General features: G+C 67.4%; 17 protein-coding genes and 2 riboswitches. Of the genes, 9 read left to right on the forward strand and 8 right to left on the reverse strand.

The genetic code is table 11. From position 1 onward, the window contains the following. Complete coding sequence (locus HPC46_RS01140; RefSeq protein ID WP_218893580.1) at positions 1-1,704, reverse strand: MFS transporter; 1,704 nt, start codon at positions 1,702-1,704, stop codon at positions 1-3. 206 nt (positions 1,705-1,910) lie between these two features. Continuing rightward, entirely contained in the window at positions 1,911-2,765 is an 855-nt protein-coding gene (locus tag HPC46_RS01145; RefSeq protein ID WP_179466365.1) for a putative endonuclease domain-containing protein, read from the reverse strand. 153 nt (positions 2,766-2,918) lie between these two features. Beyond that, positions 2,919-3,028, forward strand: a riboswitch (TPP riboswitch). Between HPC46_RS01145 and thiC the strand changes: the two genes are divergently transcribed. From thiC to HPC46_RS01175, 6 genes are all read left to right on the forward strand, one after another. Then, positions 3,018-4,598, forward strand: a complete 1,581-nt coding sequence (gene thiC / locus HPC46_RS01150) for a phosphomethylpyrimidine synthase ThiC (RefSeq protein WP_179466366.1) — start codon at positions 3,018-3,020, stop codon at positions 4,596-4,598. (Overlaps the previous riboswitch by 11 nt.) Continuing rightward, the gene (thiD, locus tag HPC46_RS01155) at positions 4,595-5,431 is read left to right on the forward strand and encodes a bifunctional hydroxymethylpyrimidine kinase/phosphomethylpyrimidine kinase (protein WP_179466367.1); all 837 of its coding nucleotides are present in this window, start codon (positions 4,595-4,597) and stop codon (positions 5,429-5,431) included. The genes thiC and thiD overlap by 4 nt, the downstream gene beginning before the upstream one ends. Then, a complete protein-coding gene (locus HPC46_RS01160) occupies positions 5,428-6,045 on the forward strand; it encodes an alpha/beta hydrolase family protein (RefSeq protein WP_179466368.1) in 618 nt (205 codons plus the stop codon). The genes thiD and HPC46_RS01160 overlap by 4 nt, the downstream gene beginning before the upstream one ends. A gap of 72 nt (positions 6,046-6,117) precedes the next feature. Next, positions 6,118-7,602, forward strand: coding sequence for a flavin-containing monooxygenase (locus HPC46_RS01165; protein WP_179466369.1), 1,485 nt, complete (start codon positions 6,118-6,120; stop codon positions 7,600-7,602). A 16-nt stretch (positions 7,603-7,618) separates the two neighbouring features. After that, a complete protein-coding gene (locus HPC46_RS01170; protein ID WP_179466370.1) occupies positions 7,619-7,879 on the forward strand; it encodes a DoxX-related protein in 261 nt (86 codons plus the stop codon). 195 nt (positions 7,880-8,074) lie between these two features. Further along, positions 8,075-9,292 (forward strand): APC family permease, encoded by a 1,218-nt coding sequence (locus HPC46_RS01175; protein ID WP_179466371.1) that lies wholly within the window; start codon positions 8,075-8,077, stop codon positions 9,290-9,292. Here the strand turns inward: HPC46_RS01175 and HPC46_RS01180 are convergent. Next, positions 9,268-10,947, reverse strand: coding sequence for a SulP family inorganic anion transporter (locus tag HPC46_RS01180; protein WP_179466372.1), 1,680 nt, complete (start codon positions 10,945-10,947; stop codon positions 9,268-9,270). The two genes, HPC46_RS01175 and HPC46_RS01180, sit on opposite strands and share 25 nt — an antisense overlap. Positions 10,948-11,002: 55 nt before the next feature. On the opposite strand from HPC46_RS01180, the gene HPC46_RS01185 reads away from it, so the two are divergent. Beyond that, positions 11,003-12,247, forward strand: coding sequence for a uracil-xanthine permease family protein (locus HPC46_RS01185; RefSeq protein WP_218893523.1), 1,245 nt, complete (start codon positions 11,003-11,005; stop codon positions 12,245-12,247). Between the two features lie 50 nt (positions 12,248-12,297). Here the strand turns inward: HPC46_RS01185 and HPC46_RS01190 are convergent, their stop codons facing one another. Further along, positions 12,298-13,761, reverse strand: a complete 1,464-nt coding sequence (locus tag HPC46_RS01190) for a M28 family metallopeptidase (RefSeq protein ID WP_179466528.1) — start codon at positions 13,759-13,761, stop codon at positions 12,298-12,300. Positions 13,762-13,843: 82 nt separating this feature from the next. Here HPC46_RS01190 and HPC46_RS01195 point away from each other — a divergent pair, with 82 nt between their 5' ends. Further along, a complete protein-coding gene (locus tag HPC46_RS01195) occupies positions 13,844-14,821 on the forward strand; it encodes a permease (RefSeq protein ID WP_179466374.1) in 978 nt (325 codons plus the stop codon). Further along, positions 14,818-15,519: a TIGR03943 family putative permease subunit gene (locus HPC46_RS01200; protein ID WP_179466375.1), complete on the forward strand. Its 702-nt coding sequence runs from the start codon at positions 14,818-14,820 to the stop codon at positions 15,517-15,519. The genes HPC46_RS01195 and HPC46_RS01200 overlap by 4 nt, the downstream gene beginning before the upstream one ends. On the opposite strand, the gene HPC46_RS01205 is transcribed toward HPC46_RS01200, so the two are convergent. The 4 genes from HPC46_RS01205 to thiO form a co-directional block, all read right to left on the reverse strand. Next, complete coding sequence (locus tag HPC46_RS01205) at positions 15,510-16,304, reverse strand: SGNH/GDSL hydrolase family protein (RefSeq protein WP_179466376.1); 795 nt, start codon at positions 16,302-16,304, stop codon at positions 15,510-15,512. The two genes, HPC46_RS01200 and HPC46_RS01205, sit on opposite strands and share 10 nt — an antisense overlap. Next, a complete protein-coding gene (gene thiG, locus HPC46_RS01210; protein WP_179466377.1) occupies positions 16,301-17,068 on the reverse strand; it encodes a thiazole synthase in 768 nt (255 codons plus the stop codon). Before thiG ends, HPC46_RS01205 begins: the two co-directional genes overlap by 4 nt. Beyond that, positions 17,061-17,258 (reverse strand): sulfur carrier protein ThiS, encoded by a 198-nt coding sequence (gene thiS / locus HPC46_RS01215; RefSeq protein WP_179466378.1) that lies wholly within the window; start codon positions 17,256-17,258, stop codon positions 17,061-17,063. Before thiS ends, thiG begins: the two co-directional genes overlap by 8 nt. Then, a complete protein-coding gene (gene thiO, locus HPC46_RS01220) occupies positions 17,255-18,265 on the reverse strand; it encodes a glycine oxidase ThiO (protein ID WP_179466379.1) in 1,011 nt (336 codons plus the stop codon). Before thiO ends, thiS begins: the two co-directional genes overlap by 4 nt. Next, a riboswitch (TPP riboswitch) is annotated at positions 18,260-18,371 on the reverse strand. Its footprint overlaps the gene before it by 6 nt. Between the last annotated feature and the right edge of the window lie 5 nt (positions 18,372-18,376).

The raw sequence follows: 18,376 nt of genomic DNA on the forward strand, positions 1-18,376 counted from the left end.
CTACTCGTCCGTCGCCTGCTCGGGGGTCTGGTCCTCGGTGACCGAATCGCCGCCGTAGCGGCCCGCGCTGAACAGCGACGCAATAGCGCCGATCACCATCATCAGCGCGGCAGCGCCGAACACCACCACCAAGCCCGAGTGGAACGGACCGGTGATCAGGTTCGGGAAGAACGTCTGCCCAGTCAGCACGTCGGCATTGACGCCCGGTTGGTGCAGCGCGTCGTACGGTGCCAGCAACTCGGCGATCGGGTTGTAACCCAAGAACGCGGCGAACAGGCTGCCCACCGGTGGCAGATTGGCCACGTCGTGGGCCACCGACGCTGAAACGCCTTGAGCCTGTAGGCCCTGGCTCATTGCGTCCGGCAGGGTGTGCGCCAGTCCGACGATCATCAGCGAGAAGAAGATGCCGATCGACAACGAGTTGCCGGCATTGAAGAACGTCGACCGCACCCCGGAAGCCGCACCCCGCTGGGAAGCGGGCACGCTGGACATGATGGCTGCGGTGTTGGGCGCGGTGAAGACACCGCCGCCAAGGCCGTTGAGAAACACCAGCACCGCAAAGACCCAGTAGTTGAAGTTGACCGGGATCATCAGCAGCGCAACGAATGTCACCGCCATCAACAGCATGCCGGTGACGGTGAACGGCCGCGCGCCGAACCGGTCGGCGAACGAGCCGGCGATGGGTGCGGCGGCGAGGAAGCCGAACGTCGCCGGCAGCAGGTAAATGCCCGCCCACAGCGGCGTGGATTCAAAGCTATAGCCGTGCAACGGAAGCCAGATGCCCTGCAGCCAGATGATCAACATGAACTGTAAGCCGCCCCGGCCCATCGACGACATCAACCCGGCGAGGTTGCCCATGCCGAAAGCGGCCGACCGGAACAACCGGATATCGACCATCGGCTGGGCCACCCGCAGTTCGACGAAACAGAACGCCACCAGAAGCAGCACGCCGCCGATGATCGAGCCCAAGACGAGTGGGTTGGTCCAGCCCGTCGTCGAGTCGCCGTAGGGCTGGATTCCGTAGGTGATCCCGACGAGCAGCACGGTCAGTCCGATACCGAAGGTGAAGGTGCCGGCCCAGTCCACGCGGCCGGGGCTACGGACCCCCAGTTCCTTCAGGGAGCGCACGCTCCAAAGGGTGCCGATGATGCCGATCGGCACGCCCACCCAGAAGATGGCCTGCCAGTGGATCTCGGAGAGCACGCCGCCGATGAGCAGGCCGAGGAACGACCCGGCCACCGCCGCGACCATGTTGACCCCCAGCGCCATGCCGCGCTGATTGGCGGGGAACGCATCGGTGAGGATGGCCGACGACGACGACATCAGCATTGCGCCACCGACGCCCTGGATCACGCGCCAGGCGATCAGCCAGATCGCCCCGCCGTCGAGATGGAACGGGTCGAACGACAGCGCCACGGCCGCCAGGGTGAACACGACGAAGCCGACGTTGTAGATCTTCACCCGGCCGTACATGTCGCCGAGACGGCCGAACGGCACTACCAGTACGGCGGTCACCACCAGGTAACCCATCAGCATCCACAGCAGGTAGCTGACATTGCCGGGCGCCAGGGGGTTGAGACCGATACCCCGGAAGATGGCAGGCAGTGAGATCAGGACGATCGACGCGTTGACCGCCGCCAGGAGGATGCCCAGCGTGGTGTTGGACAGCACGACCCACTTGTAGTGCGGATGGTCGTGGTCCATCCGGCGACGGCGACGGTCGGTTTCAGCCAGGGCAGGGTCAAGCTCGGTCGTCACGGGCGAATCTCGTTTCGTATGCGAAACACATATGTTAGCTATACAAATCAAATGGGGCCAATCGATATTCCCGGGTTCGAATTTCACCTTTCGCAGCCAAAGATCGAGTACACCCCTGCAAAACGTGAAAGTCGATTCCCGGCCGGCGAGGGTCAGGGTTTCCAACCGCGGGACAGCAGAAGACGACGGGCGCGGTCGACGATGTCGGCGTCGCGGTCTTCCTTGATGACGTGGTCGACCGCCCAGCCGAGGCTTTCCACGATCGGGCGCAGGCGCACGTCCTTCACGTACGCGCGCCGGTCGGTGCGATGCACGTCGCCGTCGTACTCCGAGCCGACCCGGAATTCCTCCCACCCCAAGTCGAGGATCCGGACCGCCTCCCATCCCTTCAGCACCGGGACTTGAGTTGCCGGACGGGGGAGGCCGGCGTCGACGTACAACAGTCGCAGGCGAGTCTCCTGCGGCGAGGCCGCTCCACCATCCACCAACGGCAGCACGTCGACCAACTGCTTGAGTCCGCGCACTCCGGGATACCGCTTGGCCAGGACCAGCACATCTTCAGCCGAGAACACTCCGTTACGCATCAGCGAGTCCAGCCGGGCGATCGATTCACCGCGTCCCAGATGCCTACCCAGGTCGAACGCCGCGCGTGCGCGTACGACCACGGGAATGCCCGAAACCTTGGTGACCTCGTCGGGCGCGAGCGACTCCTGACGGACGACCAGACCTGCCTGCGGCCGCGCGTGCCGCGGGGTGATCAGCTCAATCGTGGCGTCCGCGTCGACCCAGCTCGCGCCATACAGTCCGGACGCCGCCACACCGGTGACCACCGCCTGCCGGCCGGTCGCCAACCACGCCGCCTTCGCCCTGTCCCACAACGTCACCGGCGAATCCCTCGGCACGTAGACACCGCGGAACACCGGCCGATACCAGCGGGCCAGTTCACTCCTGGTGAGCCGGCCGGTCGTCAGCGCCTCCCGGCCCAGGAACACCTCCCGCTTGGCCATGGCGGGAGCATGTCATCGGGCACCGACACCGCGGGTAGCAAGATCAGGCCGTCGAGTTTCACGTTTCGCAGCGAAAGATCGAAAGAGTCGGTGCAGAACGTGAAACTCGCGCTCGGTCGCGCACCGCGGCGATGGGTTACTGTGGGCGGCGGAAACCAACCACACGGGAGCGCACAACGAGTGCGCTGAGAGGACGGCTGACGGCCGTCGACCGTAGAACCTGTCCGGGTAATGCCGGCGTAGGGAGTGAGCATGACCGATCTATTTGTCGAACCGACCGTCACCACCGGCCCGATAGCCGGCAGCACGAAGGTCTACCGCGAACTCGACGGCGGCGCCCGGGTGCCGTTTCGCCGGGTTCTCCTCACCAACGACGAACACCTCGATCTCTACGACACTTCAGGCCCTTACACCGACTCCGATGCGGTGATCGACCTGCACGCCGGGCTGCCCGCGCGACCGGGCGTGGTCGCCGAAGGCACCCAGCTGCAGCGGGCCCGGGCGGGCGAGATCACCGCGGAGATGGCGTTCATCGCCGTCAGGGAGGGCGTGCCCGCCGAGCTGGTCCGCGACGAGGTGGCGCGCGGGCGGGCCGTGATCCCCGCCAACCACCGCCACCCGGAGAGCGAGCCGATGATCATCGGCAAGGCCTTCGCCGTGAAAGTCAATGCCAATATCGGCAATTCGGCCGTCACCTCCTCGATCGCCGAGGAGGTCGACAAGATGGTGTGGGCCACCCGGTGGGGCGCCGACACCATCATGGACTTGTCCACCGGCGCCGACATCCACACCACCCGAGAATGGATCCTGCGCAACTCCCCCGTGCCGGTCGGCGCCGTGCCGATGTATCAGGCGCTGGAAAAGGTCAAGGGCGATCCCACTCAATTGACGTGGGAGATCTACCGCGACACCGTGATCGAGCAATGCGAGCAGGGCGTGGACTACATGACCGTGCACGCCGGTGTGCTGTTGCGCCACATCCCGCTGACCGTCGAGCGGGTCACCGGAATCGTCAGTCGCGGCGGGTCGATCATGGCCGCCTGGTGCTTGGCTCATCATCGAGAATCGTTCCTGTACACGAACTTCGAAGAGCTGTGCACGATCCTTGCCCGCTATGACGTGACCTTCTCCCTCGGCGACGGCCTGCGGCCCGGGTCGATCGCCGACGCCAACGACGCGGCCCAGTTCGCCGAGCTGGCCACCCTCGGCGAGCTGACCAAGATCGCGAAAGCCGCTGGGGTGCAAGTGATGATCGAGGGTCCCGGCCACGTGCCGATGCACAAGATCGTTGAGAACGTCCGCCTCGAGGAGGAGCTGTGCGACGAGGCCCCGTTCTACACGCTGGGACCGCTGGCCACCGACATCGCGCCCGGCTACGACCACATCACCTCCGCGATCGGCGCGGCGATCATCGCCCAGGCCGGCACCGCGATGCTGTGCTACGTCACCCCCAAGGAGCACCTCGGGCTGCCCAACCGCAAGGACGTCAAGGACGGCGTGATCGCCTACAAGATCGCCGCCCACGCCGCCGATCTGGCCAAGGGCCACCCGCGCGCCCAGGAACGTGACGACGCGCTGTCGCGGGCCCGGTTCGACTTCCGGTGGCACGACCAATTCGCCCTGTCGCTGGACCCCGACACCGCGCGGGAATTCCACGACGAGACCCTGCCGGCCGAGCCCGCCAAGACCGCGCACTTCTGTTCGATGTGCGGGCCGAAGTTCTGCTCGATGCGCATCACGGCCGACATTCGCGACGCGATGGCCGCCAAATCCGAGCAGTTCGCCGCACACGGCAACCGGGTGTACATCCCTCTGGAAAACTCGTCGGCGTGAATTTTCTGCCATTGACCCCGCTGGGCCAGACCCCGCTGCGCGTCCTGACCATCGCCGGATCCGACTCCGGGGGTGGCGCGGGCATCCAGGCCGACATGCGCACCTTCGCGCTACTCGGGGTGCACTCACTGGTCGCCGTCACCGCCGTGACCGTACAGAACTCGTTGGGTGTCAAGGGTTTCCACGAGATTCCACTGGACATCATCGCCGGCCAGATCGAGGCGGTGGTCGGCGACATCGGTCTGCAGGCAGCCAAGACCGGCATGCTGGCCTCCTCGCAGATCATCGAGACGGTCGCGGGGACCTGGCGAGACCTCGGACTGGCCGGCACCACGCCGTTCGTCGTCGACCCGGTCTGCGCGTCCATGCACGGCGACCCACTGCTGCACCCCTCAGCACTGGAAACCCTGCGCACCGAACTGTTCCCGCTGGCCAGCCTGGTCACCCCCAACCTCGACGAGGTGCGCCTGCTGGTCGGCATCGACGTCGTCGACGAGCAGACCCAGCGCGACGCCGCCAAGGCACTGCATGCGCTGGGCCCGCAGTGGGCGCTGGTCAAGGGCGGCCATCTGCGGGGTTCGGCGCACAGTCCCGACCTCCTCTACAACGGCACCGACTTCCACGAGTTCGACGCGGCGCGGGTGGACACCGGCCACGACCACGGTGCCGGAGACACGTTGGGCGCGGCCACCGCATGCGCACTGGCGCACGGGTATTCGATGCCCCAGGCGGTGGCCTTCGGTAAGGCCTGGGTCACCGAATGCCTGCGCGCCGCCTATCCATTGGGCGGCGGACACGGCCCGGTGTCGGCGCTGTTCCGGCTGCAAGCATGAGCCTCGACGACATCGCGGGCGTCGCCCACGAACCGGACGGCACACCGGCCGGGGTGGTGATGCTGACCCACGGCGCCGGCGGCAGCCGGGAGTCCCCGCTGCTGATCAGGATCTGCGACGAGTGGGCGTCGCGCGGCTGGCTCGCGGTGCGCTACAACCTGCCCTATCGGCGGCGCCGCCCGAAGGGACCGCCGTCGGGGTCGGCGGCCGGCGACCGGGACGGCATCGTCGAGGCGCTGACCCTGGCCCGCACGCTGGCAGGCGGCCCGGTGATCGCCGGCGGGCACTCCTACGGCGGACGGCAGACCTCGATGGTCGCCGCCGAGCACCCCGACCTGCTGGACCTGCTCACACTGTTCTCGTATCCGCTGCATCCCCCGGGCAAGCCCGACCGGCTGCGCACCGAACACTTCGGCGGGATCACCGTCCCGACGGTGTTCACCCACGGCACCTCCGACCCGTTCGGCGGCATCGACGAGGTTCGCGACGCCGCCAACGGCATCGCCGGGCCCGTCGAGATCGTCGAGATCACCGGCGCGCGCCACGACCTCGGGTCCAAGACGCTCGACGTCCCCACACTGGCGGTCGATGCCGCGCTGCGGGCCCTGCGCTGACGACATTGGTCCCCGGGACTCGGGCCGAACGGCTTCACCTTACTCGTGAGTAAGGTACGGTATTCTGGCCGCATGCCATCGATGCAGCTCGACGCGATCATCGTCGGTGCCGGTTTCGCAGGAATCGGTGCGGCAATACAGCTCAAACGCTCCGGGTTCGACAACTTCGTCGTGCTCGACCGCGAGGACGACCTGGGCGGCACCTGGTACGTCAACCACTACCCAGGATTGACCGTCGACGTCCCGACCACCACGTATTCGTACTTCTTCGAGCCCAACCCGAACTGGAGCCGGTTGTTCTCGACCGGCGCGGAAATCAAGCAATACGCCGACAATGTCGCCGACAAGTACGACGTACGCCGCCACATCCGGTTCAACGCATGCGCCGAGAGCGCGCAATGGGACGAGGAAGACAACCTGTGGCGGGTCACACTGGCCGACGGCGACACCCTGGTGGCGCGCTACCTGATCACGGCAACCGGCTTCTTGTCGCAGCCGTTCACCCCGGAGATCCCGGGGATCCACAGCTTCGAGGGCACGGTCATCCACACCGCGCAGTGGGACGACAGCTACGAGCCGGCCAACCGCAAGGTCGGCATCATCGGCACGGGCGCCACCGCCGTCCAGCTCATCCCCGAGTTGGCCAAGGACGCCGCCGACCTGACTGTGTACCAGCGCACCGCGATCTACGTGGTGCCCAAAATCGACATCCCGTTCTCGGCTCGGGCCCAGCGGATCTTCGCCCGGTTCCCGCTCACCCAGCGTGCGATCCGCGTCGTCACCGACTTCGTCTACGAGGTGCTGGTCGACTGGGGCATCCTGCACTACAGCCGTTTCCCGGCGGGCAACAAGGCCGCGGCTTACCTCTCCAAAGTGTGGCGGTTCGCCACAATCAGGGACAAGGAACTGCGACGCAAGCTCACTCCGGATTACGACTTCGGCTGTAAACGGCCCACATTCTCGAACAAGTTTTATCGGGCGTTCACCAAACCCAATGTGCACCTGCAGACCAGCGGCATCGACCACATCGAAGCCGACGGCATCGTCGCCAACGACGGCAGCAAAGCTGTCATCGACACTCTGGTGCTGGCAACGGGTTTCGATCTCTGGGAAGCCAACTTCCCGGCCATCGAGGTGGTCGGTCGCGGCGGGCGCAACCTGGGTAAGTGGTGGCGGGAGACCCGGTTCCAGGCGTATCAGGGCGTGTCGGTTCCGTACTTCCCCAACTTCCTGAGCCTGGCCAGCCCGTATGCCTTCCTCGGGTTGAACTTCTTCAACTCGATGGAATATCAGATGCGACACATGGACCGGCTCTTCGGAGAACTCAAGCAGCGTGGGGCCACCACATTCGAGATCACCGAGGCGGCCAACACCCGGTACCTCGACCACATGACCGAGTTGCTCGGGACCTCATTGTTCACCCTCGGCAACTGCGCGTCGTCGCGGTCGTACTATTTCAATCCCAGTGGTGAGGCGACGCTGTTGCGCCCGATGACTACGCACGAAGCACTACGCGAGGCGTCGACGTATCCGGTGTCCGATTACCGCATCAGCTGAACCTGAGAGGACGTCGATGTCTGCAGAGCCGTTGATCAAGTTGACCGGAGTCGTCGTTGCCGTCACCGGGCTGTCGCACTTCGTGCGCCCCGAACTGTTCGAATCGGCGACCAAGTCGGCCTTCCCGGACAACACCCTGGCGCACATCTACATCGACGGCGGGATCGAGACTGCGATCGGGCTGGCCCTGGTGGTGCCAAAGACGCGGAAGCTCGCGCTGGCCGGATTACTCGCCTACGGCGCCTATCTAGGCGCAAACGTCGCACGCAATCGCTGAGCACCCCAAGGTCACAAATCCGACAACATTTACGGCATCGTCAGATTTTTCGCTTAGATTGATCGGGCACGGCGACGCGTAGTCGTTGGTTGTAGAGGATGCCACGCGAAATATGGGTCGGGGGACCGTGCCGGACCGGCCTGGGCGCGGGTAACCGCTCCCACGCCGGTCCGCATTTCATTTTCAGGGCCTAACATGCCGCCGGTGAACAGCCTGCAGCGCCGCCTCGGCACCACCGACGCGGTGATCATCGGGCTCGGTTCCATGGTCGGGGCCGGAATCTTCGTCGCGTTGACCCCCGCCGCAGCCGCTGCCGGGTCATGGCTCCTGGTCGGGCTGGCACTCGCCGGTGCGGTCGCGTACTGCAACGCCATGTCCTCGGCCTGGCTGGCAGCCCGCTATCCGCAATCCGGCGGCACCTACGTCTACGGCCGCGAGCGGCTCGGCGATTTCTGGGGCTATCTCGCGGGCTGGAGTTTCGTGGTCGGCAAGACCGCGTCGTGTGCGGCGATGGCGTTGACGGTCGGGTTCTACGTGTGGCCGGCGTACGCCCACGGGGTCGCGGTCGCCGCGGTGGTGGCGCTGACGGCCGTCAACTACCGCGGCATCCAGAAGTCGGCGCTGCTGACCCGGATCATCGTCTCCGTCGTGCTGGCCGTGCTGGCGGCGGTGGTGGTGATCGCCGCGACCTCGGGACGGGCCGACGCCGAGTATCTGCGGCTCGGCGACGGCACCGTACTCGGGGTACTGCAGGCCGCCGGATTGCTGTTCTTCGCCTTCGCCGGCTACGCGCGCATCGCCACACTCGGCGAGGAGGTGCGCGATCCGACCCGGACCATCCCGCGGGCCATCCCCGCCGCGCTCGGCCTTGCCCTCGCCGTCTATGCGGCCGTGGCCGTGACAGTGCTGGCGGTGTTGGGTCCGGACCGGTTGGCAACGGCCGCAGCACCCTTGGCCGACGCGATGCGGATCGCGGGCGCGGCCGGCTTCGAGCCGGTAGTGCGTGTCGGCGCGGCGGTGGCCGCGCTGGGCTCGCTGCTCTCACTGATACTGGGGGTTTCGCGGACCACGCTGGCAATGGCGCGCGATCATCACCTGCCAGCTGGGCTGGCTGTCGTGCATCCGCGCTTCGCTGTGCCACACCGCGCCGAGGTTGCGGTCGGCGTGGTGGTCGCTCTGCTGGCGGCGGTCGCCGATCTCCGTGGCGTGATCGGGTTTTCGTCGTTCGCGGTGCTGGTGTACTACGCGATCGCGAATGCTTCGGCATGGACGTTGGGACGCAGAGTGGTTCCCGCGCTCGGCCTGCTCGGCTGCGTGGTGCTGGCCGTCGCGCTCCCGGTGCAGGCGGTCGCGGCCGGCGTGGGAGTGCTCATGCTCGGCGCCCTGATCTACGCGGTGCGCCGGGTACGGTAGGCCTCGACCGCGGTCGGCAGGGTCATGAAGATGTGGTCCTCGCCGATCTTCTCGAGCAGGCCGACGGCCCGCAATTGGTCACGAAGATCTTGTTTGACCCTGGCCATCACGAAGACGATGCCCCGGTCGTTGAGATCTGTGCGCAGTTGATCCAAGGCATCCAGCGCGGTCAGATCCACATCGACGTTCGCCTCGGCATTGAGCACGAACCACCGCACAGGATTGGGGTTTTCGTCGACGGCGGCCATCGCCCTGGTGCGGAAGTCTTCGGCATTGGCGAAGAACAACGGGGCGTCGTAGCGATACACCAGGAGGCCGGGTTCCAGCTGCGCCTGCGGGTAATCGTCGATGTCGTGCATGCCGGCGAGGCCCGGGACGAAGCCCTGCACGCTGTCATGCGGGCGCGCGACTCGGCGCAGCAGATCCAGGATCGACAGCGCGATCGCGGCCAGCACCCCGTAGAGCACGCCGAGGCCCAGAACGCCTGCGGCGGTGAGCAATGCCAGCATGAGTTCGCTTCGGCGGAACTTTGCCAGCCGCCGGTATTCCGCGACGTCGATCAGCCGCAGCGCGGCGAAGATGACCAGCGCGCCCAGTGCGGCGGTGGGGAATCTGGCCAGCAAACCATGCGCGGTGAGCATGACTGTCAGCAGAACAGCCAGGGCCACAACCGAATACAGCTGCGTCTTGCTGCCGACCAGATCACCGATCGCGGTGCGGCTACCGCTGCAACTCACCGGTAGAGCGTGCGACACTCCGGCACCGAGGTTGCACACCCCCAGTGCCCGCAACTCGGCGTTGGTGTCGATGTGCTCGCCCTTGCGGGCGGCGAAAGTGCGGGCGGTCAGCACATTGTCGGAGAACGCGACAATGGCGATACCGCCTGCCGCGACCGCCAGCGTCGGAAGGTCGTGCCAGTCGACCCCGCTGACCCCGAACGACGGCAAGCCGGAAGGGACTTCACCGATCACCCGAATACCGTTGCGGTCCAACGAGAATATCGCCACCACCGCGGTGGCGAGGAGCATGGCGATCAGCGGACCAGGCGAACGCGGGAACAGCCGAGCCAATCCGAACAGGACCGCAAGAACCGTCGCCGAGAACACCACCGTCGGCCAGTGCGTCTCGCCGATCACCCGGACCAGCGAACGGATCTGCGGTACGAACTCGTCACCGGTGACCGGGGCGCCGATGACTTTGCCCGACTGGCTGGCGATCATGATGATCGCCACGCCGGTCATATACCCGACCAGGACCGGCCGGGACAACAGGTCGGCGAGGAAACCCAGCCGCACCAAACCGCCCACCAGGCAGATCACCCCGACCAGCAGCGCCAGCAGCGCAGCCAGCGCTGCATATCGCCCGGCGTCGCCGACGGCCAGCGGAGCCAGTGCCGTCGCTGTCATCAGCGCGGTCGTGGACTCCGGGCCCGCAGACAGCTGCCGCGACGTCCCGAGCAGTGCGTAGACCGCCAGTGGTGCGATCGCGGCCCACAACCCGACCACCGCGGGCAGACCGGCGACGGTGGCATAGGCCATCACCTGGGGCACCAGGTAGGCGGCGACGGCCAGACCCGCCAGCAGGTCGCCTCGTAACCACCGTCGCCGGTAGCCGCGGAACTGCGTCAGACCAGGCGCGACGGCGGTCCAGTTCATGGATACAGCATGCGCGAGGGGCCGCAATGGGGTTGAGTTTCTGACCGTGATTCCGATGAGCTGGACACCGGTGGAGAGTCGCGCCGACGAGACGTTCGTCGTCGCACCGCATGAGCGGCTGAGCTGGACGCGGACGCTGGGGATCGGCGCCCAGCATGTGGTCGCCATGTTCGGCGCCACATTCCTGGTTCCGGTGCTCACCGGCTTCCCACCCGCCACCACGCTGTTGTTCTCCGGTATCGGCACGCTCCTGTTCCTGGTGATCACCGGTAATCGGCTGCCGAGCTATCTCGGCTCGAGCTTCTCGGTGATCGCTCCGGTGACGGCCGCGGTGGCCTCGCACGGCGCCGGGAGCGCCTTGGGCGGGTTGATCGCCGTCGGGGTGCTGCTGATCGTCATCGGTCTGGTGGTGCACCTGGCCGGTACCCACTGGATCGAGGTGGCCCTGCCCCCGGTCGTCACCGGCGCGATCGTCGCGCTGATCGGGTTCAACCTGGCTCCGGCCGCCAAGGCCAACTTCGAGAAGGGCCCGCTGGTCGGCATTGTCACGCTGGTGCTGCTCGTCGTGGTGCTGGCGTTCTTCCGCGGCATCATCGGGCGGCTGGCGATCTTCCTGGCGGTGGTCGCGGGTTATCTACTCGCGCTGGCTCTCGGCGAGGTCGACACCTCGGGGATCGCAGCGGCCGGCTGGATCGGGCTGCCGGAGTTCCAGACCCCGACGCTGAACCTGGCGGTGCTGCCGATGTTCCTGCCCGCCGTGATCGCGCTCGTCGCCGAGAACATCGGGCACGTGAAGTCGGTCGGGCAGATGACGGGGGTCGACACCGACCCGCTGACCGGGCGCGCGCTGGCCGCCGATGGTGCCGCGACGGTGTTGGCGGGCTTAGGCGGCGGGTCAGCGACCACCACGTACGCCGAGAACATCGGGGTGATGGCCGCGACCCGCGTCTACTCCACCGCGGCGTACTGGGTGGCGGGCGTGACAGCGATCGTCCTGGCGTTGTGCCCCAAGGTCGGAGCGACGATCTCGGCCATCCCGCCCGGGGTACTCGGCGGCGCCACGATCGTGCTCTACGGACTCGTCGGCGTACTCGGTGTGCGGATCTGGCTGACCAATCACGTGGACTTCGGCCTGCCGATCAACCAGATGACCGCAGCGATCGCGCTGATCATCGGGATCGCCGACTTCACCTGGCACATCGGCAATCTCACGTTCACCGGTATCGCGCTCGGCTCGATCGCCGCGCTGGTGATCTATCACGGCATGCGGGCGCTGGGGGCGCTGCGATCACAACGTTGAGTCAGAAATCAGATCGCACTTTCCCGCGAAAGTACGATCTGAGTTCTGACTCAATGCGAATCAATCACGTGCCGCGTGCGGTCGTCGCGCAGCGGAATCCCGTTGCGGCCGTCCATGTCCTGGGCGTACAGACCGACCGAGTAGGCGACTCCGCCACCCAGGATGCCTAACGCCGTCTTGTCGATGTGCTGAAGGGTGTCGGTGCTCTTGTGGTAATTCGGATCGAACGGCGCGTCGGCGGTGCCGCCCCAGAGTTTCTGCTGATCGGCGGTCTTGTTCTCCTCCGCCCCCGAGAACAGCCCGCCGGAGGGTACCCCGGCTTGAGTGAAGGCGTCATAGTCCGACCTGCCGTCGAAAGACGTGTCCTGAGCCGTCTTTCCAGCCGACTCGAGGTAGGCGACCAGCGTACGCTCGATGCCAGCCGATCCCTCCGGCACCCGCGGTACCGCACCGACCGGGAGTGTGGACTGGTCACCGTCGTAGGTGAAGTATCCGGGGTTGGGTGAGCCGATCATGTCGTAATTGAGATAGAGCGCAATGTCTTTGAGTTGATCGACGTTCAGCGACTCGATGTATTTCTTCGACCCGATCGTGCCGAGTTCCTCGGCGCCCCAGAAGGCAAATCGCACAGCATTTTTCACATCGGGGTTCGGCCCGAGTTGGACGGCGGTCTCCAGTACCGCGGCCACCCCCGACCCGTTGTCGTTGATACCAGGCCCCTCGGGAACGCTGTCCAGGTGGGCGCCGACCATCACGACGTCACCCGTCGAGCCGGTCTTGGTCTGTGCGATCACGTTGCGGGCATTGACGGATTCGGTGTTCGCCTCGAGCTTGAGCGTCGTCGGCCCCGGATTGGCCCGGATCGCCGCCCCGTCGGCTTTCGTCACGCCCACCACCGGGATCTTGACGTCGGTGTCCTCCCCCAGCGTCGCACCCATCTGTTGTTCGTCGACGTTGTCGGCGACGATCATCGCGACGGCGCCCAGCTTGGCGGCGATCTCCTGCTTGTTCTTGAACGGGCAGCTACCGCGGTCCACCAGCACGACGGCGCCTTTGACGGGCAGGCCGTCGTAGTCGGAAGGGGCGCAGCCGGGAGTGTCCTCGGCCGGCGCGGCGACCAGCGGTCCGCTGACGCCCTGCGGCGGAGTGGGCAGGCTGAACTCCATGGCGCGCGCCGTCACCCCGTTGCCTGCGACGCGCAGGTCCGGCTTGCCGGCCTGCCAGACCCTGGCCTGGAATTCGGGGGTTTGGACGTCGAACCCCTTACCGCGCAGCACACCCGCCACGTAGTCGACGCTGGCATCGAACCCGGGACTGCCCACCGCTCTGGTGCCGTTGTTGGCGTCGGCGATGCCCTGCAGCTTCTGCAGGTGGGCATACATGGCGTCGGTGCTGACCTGCTTGCGCAGCCCGTCGGCAAACTGGCCGGCCGGCGTGCGCGCGGGACCCGGCTGCGCGGAGTCGGCCGAGCGATCGCATCCCGCCACGGTCAGCACGACACCGGCGAGGGCCATGGCGGTCAGCTGTCTGTACTTCACGGCGCCCAGGTTAGACGCATGCGCCCGCACGCAGGTTCGGGTGGCACGATGTCGGTCGATGACTGTGACTGCCCCCCGTCGCCGGCTGGTGACCTCGACCGAGGTCCTGGTGGCGGGGCTCGTGGTGTGTGCACTGGTCGGCACCTGGATGCGCGACGGGGTGGCGGGCAATCCGCAGCTGGCCACCGCCGGAACGGTGTTCGCCGGGGTGTTTTTGCAGGCCGTGCCGTTCCTGGTGCTCGGTGTGGTGATCAGTGGCCTGATCGCCGCGTTCGTCTCGCCCGAACGGCTGGCCAGGTGGCTGCCCAAACGGGCGGCCTCAGCCGTGCTGACGGCCGGGGTGGCCGGTGCGGCGCTGCCGGGCTGCGAGTGCGGCTCGGTCCCGGTGGCCCGGCGCCTGTTCGGCGACGGGACGGCGGGCGCGGCGGCCCTGACGTTCATGCTGAGCGCACCGGCGATCAATCCGGTGGTGCTGGTGGCCACCGCCGTGGCCTTCCCCGGCCAGCCGGAAATGGTGGCGGCACGGTGTGTGGCCTCACTGGCTACCGCGGTGGTGATGGGGGTGTTGTGGTCGAAGTGGGGGCGCCCCGGCTGGGTGACCCGCACGCTACCCCGTACCGGCGGCGACGACCAGCCTCGCTGGATCGTGTTCGCCGACGCCGCCCGGCACGACTTCCTGCAGGCCGGCTCCTATCTGGTGATCGGTGCCGCCGCGGCGGCCACCCTGCGGGTTGTGGTGCCGCCGTGGATGTTCGAACACATCGCCGGTCACCTGCTGATCGGTGTCATCACCATGGCGCTGCTGGCGTTCGTGCTCGCGCTGTGCTCGGAAGCCGACGCGTTCGTGGCGGCCAGCCTCACGATGGTCCCGCTGATTCCGCGGCTGGTGTTCCTGGTGGTCGGCCCGGCCGTCGACGTGAAACTCGTTGCCATGCAAGCGGGTCTGTTCGGGCGTAGTTTCGCGCTGCGCTTCGCTCCGGTCACGCTGGTGGTCGCCACCGTGCTGGCGACCGCGGTGGGAGTGATGCTGCTGTGAGGCGCGAAACCGAGAACACGCTGCTGCTGATCATCGGGATCGCCTTGGTGATGGTCACGGTCACCGGTGCCTACACCCGCTACGTCAAACCCACGATGCTGCCGTGGCTGGCCGTCTCGGCGGCGGTGGTGATCGCGCTGGCGCTGGTCGCGATCGCGCGCGATGTCCGCGGCGGAGGTGCGGGCCACGAACACGCCGGCCACGTACACCGCAACGGCATCGTCTGGCTGCTGGTCGTTCCGGTCGTGCTGCTGATCTTCGTGGTGCCACCGGCATTGAGCGCCAGAGCGGCCGCACCGGCGGCAGTCACGGTGACGGCAGCGCGGTCCTTCCCGCCGCTGCCGGACGGAGCAGCGCCGACGGTGTCGCTGCCCGAGGTGCTGATGCGCGTCGCGGTCGGCCCGGTCGGGGGACTGGACGGCAGGCAGATCACCACGACCGGGTTCACCATGCGCGACGGCGATCGGGTCGACCTGGCCAAGATCGTCATCATCTGCTGCGCTGCGGACGCGCAGCTGGCCCGGCTGCATCTGTCCGGTCCGGCCGCGGCCGGCGCCGCCGCGTTACCGGAGAACACCTGGCTTCAGGTGGCGGGCACGGTGCCTGCCGGCCAGACATATTCGGGCACCGCGTCGATACCGACGCTGGAGGTGTCGAAGATCGCACGCATCGACCCGCCGGCCAACACCTACGGCTGACGGACGCTCGCGACGAGCAGTTCGGCGACCGCACGCATGCCCGCGGCGTTGGGATGCCACGGCTTCGGGCGCCACGGCAACAGCGATCCGGCGCCGACCGTCCACGGGTCGGCCGACCAGGCGTGGTGATCGCGGCTGGCGTCGGCGGCGTGGAGAATCTCGCAGCCGGTGGCCTGCGCCGCGGCGGCCGTCTCGTCGGCCAGTCGCTGCGCGACGTGGCGGCCCAAGTCCGCGACATCGTCGGCCAGCGGCGGCGCCGGGGTTCCGCGCGGCGGCAGCAGAGTCAGGTAGTCCACGAACATGATTCGTGCGTGCGGGGACCGCTCGCGTACTGCGCTGCCTACCTCCCGCAGCGAGGCGCCGACCTGGTTCAGCGCGGTATCGCGGGCCAAGGGATCCAGCAGCTCACGCAGTCGCGGCCCGAGTATCGGCATGGACCGCAACATCGTTGGCAGCGAAGCGGCGAACAGCAAGGGGACGTACCCGACGTCATTGCCGCCGATGGTGACGGTCACCAGCTCTTCCGAGCCGTCCAGGGCGTCGATCTGGGGTGGCGCGCCGTTTTGGCGCTCCCGCAGCACGTTGGCGGTGGTGGCCCCGGAGTAGGTGACGTCGGTCAGATCGAGACCCAGCTGCTCGGCAGCCAGATGCGGATAGTTGCGGCCCGAGCGCCCGGCCGCCATCGGTGAATCCGCGGCCCGCGGCTTGATCCCGGGTCCCGCCGCCATCGAACTGCCCAGAGCGACGTACCGGCGGGTCTGATTGCGGCTCTTCTCTGCGTTCATCGCCGGGCTGCGAGGCTCGGACTCGACGCCTGCGCCCAGAACCGCTTGGGGATGCGCCCGGCGTGCCGGGCCAGCAGACCGGCCGTGACGGCGGCGGCCATCGCAGCGGCCATCGCGGGCGGGTCAGCGGCACGGGTCACCGCACTCGCCAAAAGAACTGCATCACAACCCAATTCCATGGCCAGCGCGGCGTCGCTGGCGGTGCCGATGCCGGCATCCAGGATCACCGGCACACCGGCGGCACCCACGATCATCTCGATATTGTGCGGATTGGAGATTCCCAGGCCGGTCCCGATCGGCGAGCCCAGCGGCATGACCGCGGCACAGCCGGTGTCCTCGAGCCGCCGCGCCAGCACCGGGTCGTCGTTGGTGTAGGGCAGCACCACGAACCCGTCGTCAACCAATTGCTCTGCCGCGCGCACTAATTCGACCGCGTCGGGCAGCAGGGTGCGTTCGTCGGCGATGACCTCGAGTTTGATCCAGTCGGTACCGAGCGCCTCCCGGGCCAGCTGCGCGGTCATCACGGCCTCCGCCGCGCCGCGGCAGCCCGCGGTGTTGGGCAGCGGGGTGATCTCCAGCCGGGTCAACAGGTCGAGCACGCCGGTTCCGCCTTCGGCGTCGACCCGGCGCATCGCCACCGTCGTCATCTCGGTCCCCGACGCCACCAACGCTTCTTCCAGCACCGTCAGATTCGGCGCACCGCCGGTACCCAGGATCAGCCGCGAGCCGAATGTGCGGCCCGCGATCGTCAGTTGCTCAACCACCTTGCACCGCCGTCACCACTTCGACCCGGGCGCCTTCGGGCACCGCCGAATTCCATTGTGAACGAGGCAGAACCGTCCAGTTCACCGCGACGGCGATACCCCGCTCGGGAAAGCCGAGGGTCTGCAGCAGCCCGGACACCGTGGTGTCGTCGGAGACCTCCAGCTCCTCGTCGTTGACCATCACCTTCATGCCCGTGCTCCAATCAACTCGGCGGCGATATGCTCAGCGGTCCACGGCGCCAGCAGAAATCCCGACCGGCCGTGTCCGGTCGCCACCAGGGTGTGCTCGTCGAGCCGGCCGACGATCGGCATGTTGTCCGGCGTCATCGGCCGCAAACCCGCCGCGCATTCGGCCAGTTCGTACTCGCCCAGCGCCGGCATCACCTCGCAGGCGTCGTCGAGCAGCTCGCGGACACCGGTCACCGCGGGCGCGGTGTCACGGCCGTGCTCGTACTGCGTGGCGCCGATCACCACACCATCGGCCCTGGGCACCAGGTACACCGAACGGCCGTGCACCCTGGCCCGAACCACCCGCTGCGGCACCGGCATACAGCCGCGCCGCCAACGCAGTCGCAACACCTCGCCCTTGACCGGGCGAACCTGCAGACCGGGCCACAGCGCCGGCGCATCGATACCGTTGGCGATCACCACGGTGTCGGCGCCGTCGCGGGCCTCGTCGAGCTGCTGCACCGGTGGCGCCCACCGAACGCCGAGTTGGTCGCAGTGCGCCTCCAGGGCAACCACCAGCTTGCGGTTGTCCACCGCCAGCTCGTCGGCGGCGATGAAACCGTGCCGAATATTCTGGGCGAGAAGCGGTTCAGTGTCGCGGGCGGTCCTCGTCACGGTGACCGGATGACCTTGTACCGACAGCCAGTCCGCGACCGTCCGCAGATCTTCGGCATCGGCGCGGTCCACCCCGACCACCAGCGACTCGCGTGCGGTGACGACATCGCCGGGCAGGCCGTCGAGAAAGCCGCTGTGCCACAGCCGCAGCGACTCCAGGCCCAACGCCAGCAGCTTCTCCTCACCCGGCCAGCCCTCGCTGTGCGGGGCAAGCATCCCGCCGGCCACCCAGGACGCACCCCGGCTCCCCGTGGCCCTGTGCACCCGCACCGAAAGTCCGTCGAGCAAGGCGCGGCGCGCGACCGCGAGACCGATGACACCGCCCCCGATGACGGCCAGAGATTGCATCGACATGTCCCTTTCGCTTCCTTCGCCGGCATGACCCGGATCAGGTGGTGACGGTCTGGAGGGTTATCGCTCCACTCTCAGCCCCGCTCCCGGGGCTCCCGTGCCAACCGTCCACGC

The organism is Mycolicibacterium vinylchloridicum, from assembly GCF_013404075.1.
In the GTDB taxonomy this organism is placed as follows: domain Bacteria; phylum Actinomycetota; class Actinomycetes; order Mycobacteriales; family Mycobacteriaceae; genus Mycobacterium; species Mycobacterium vinylchloridicum.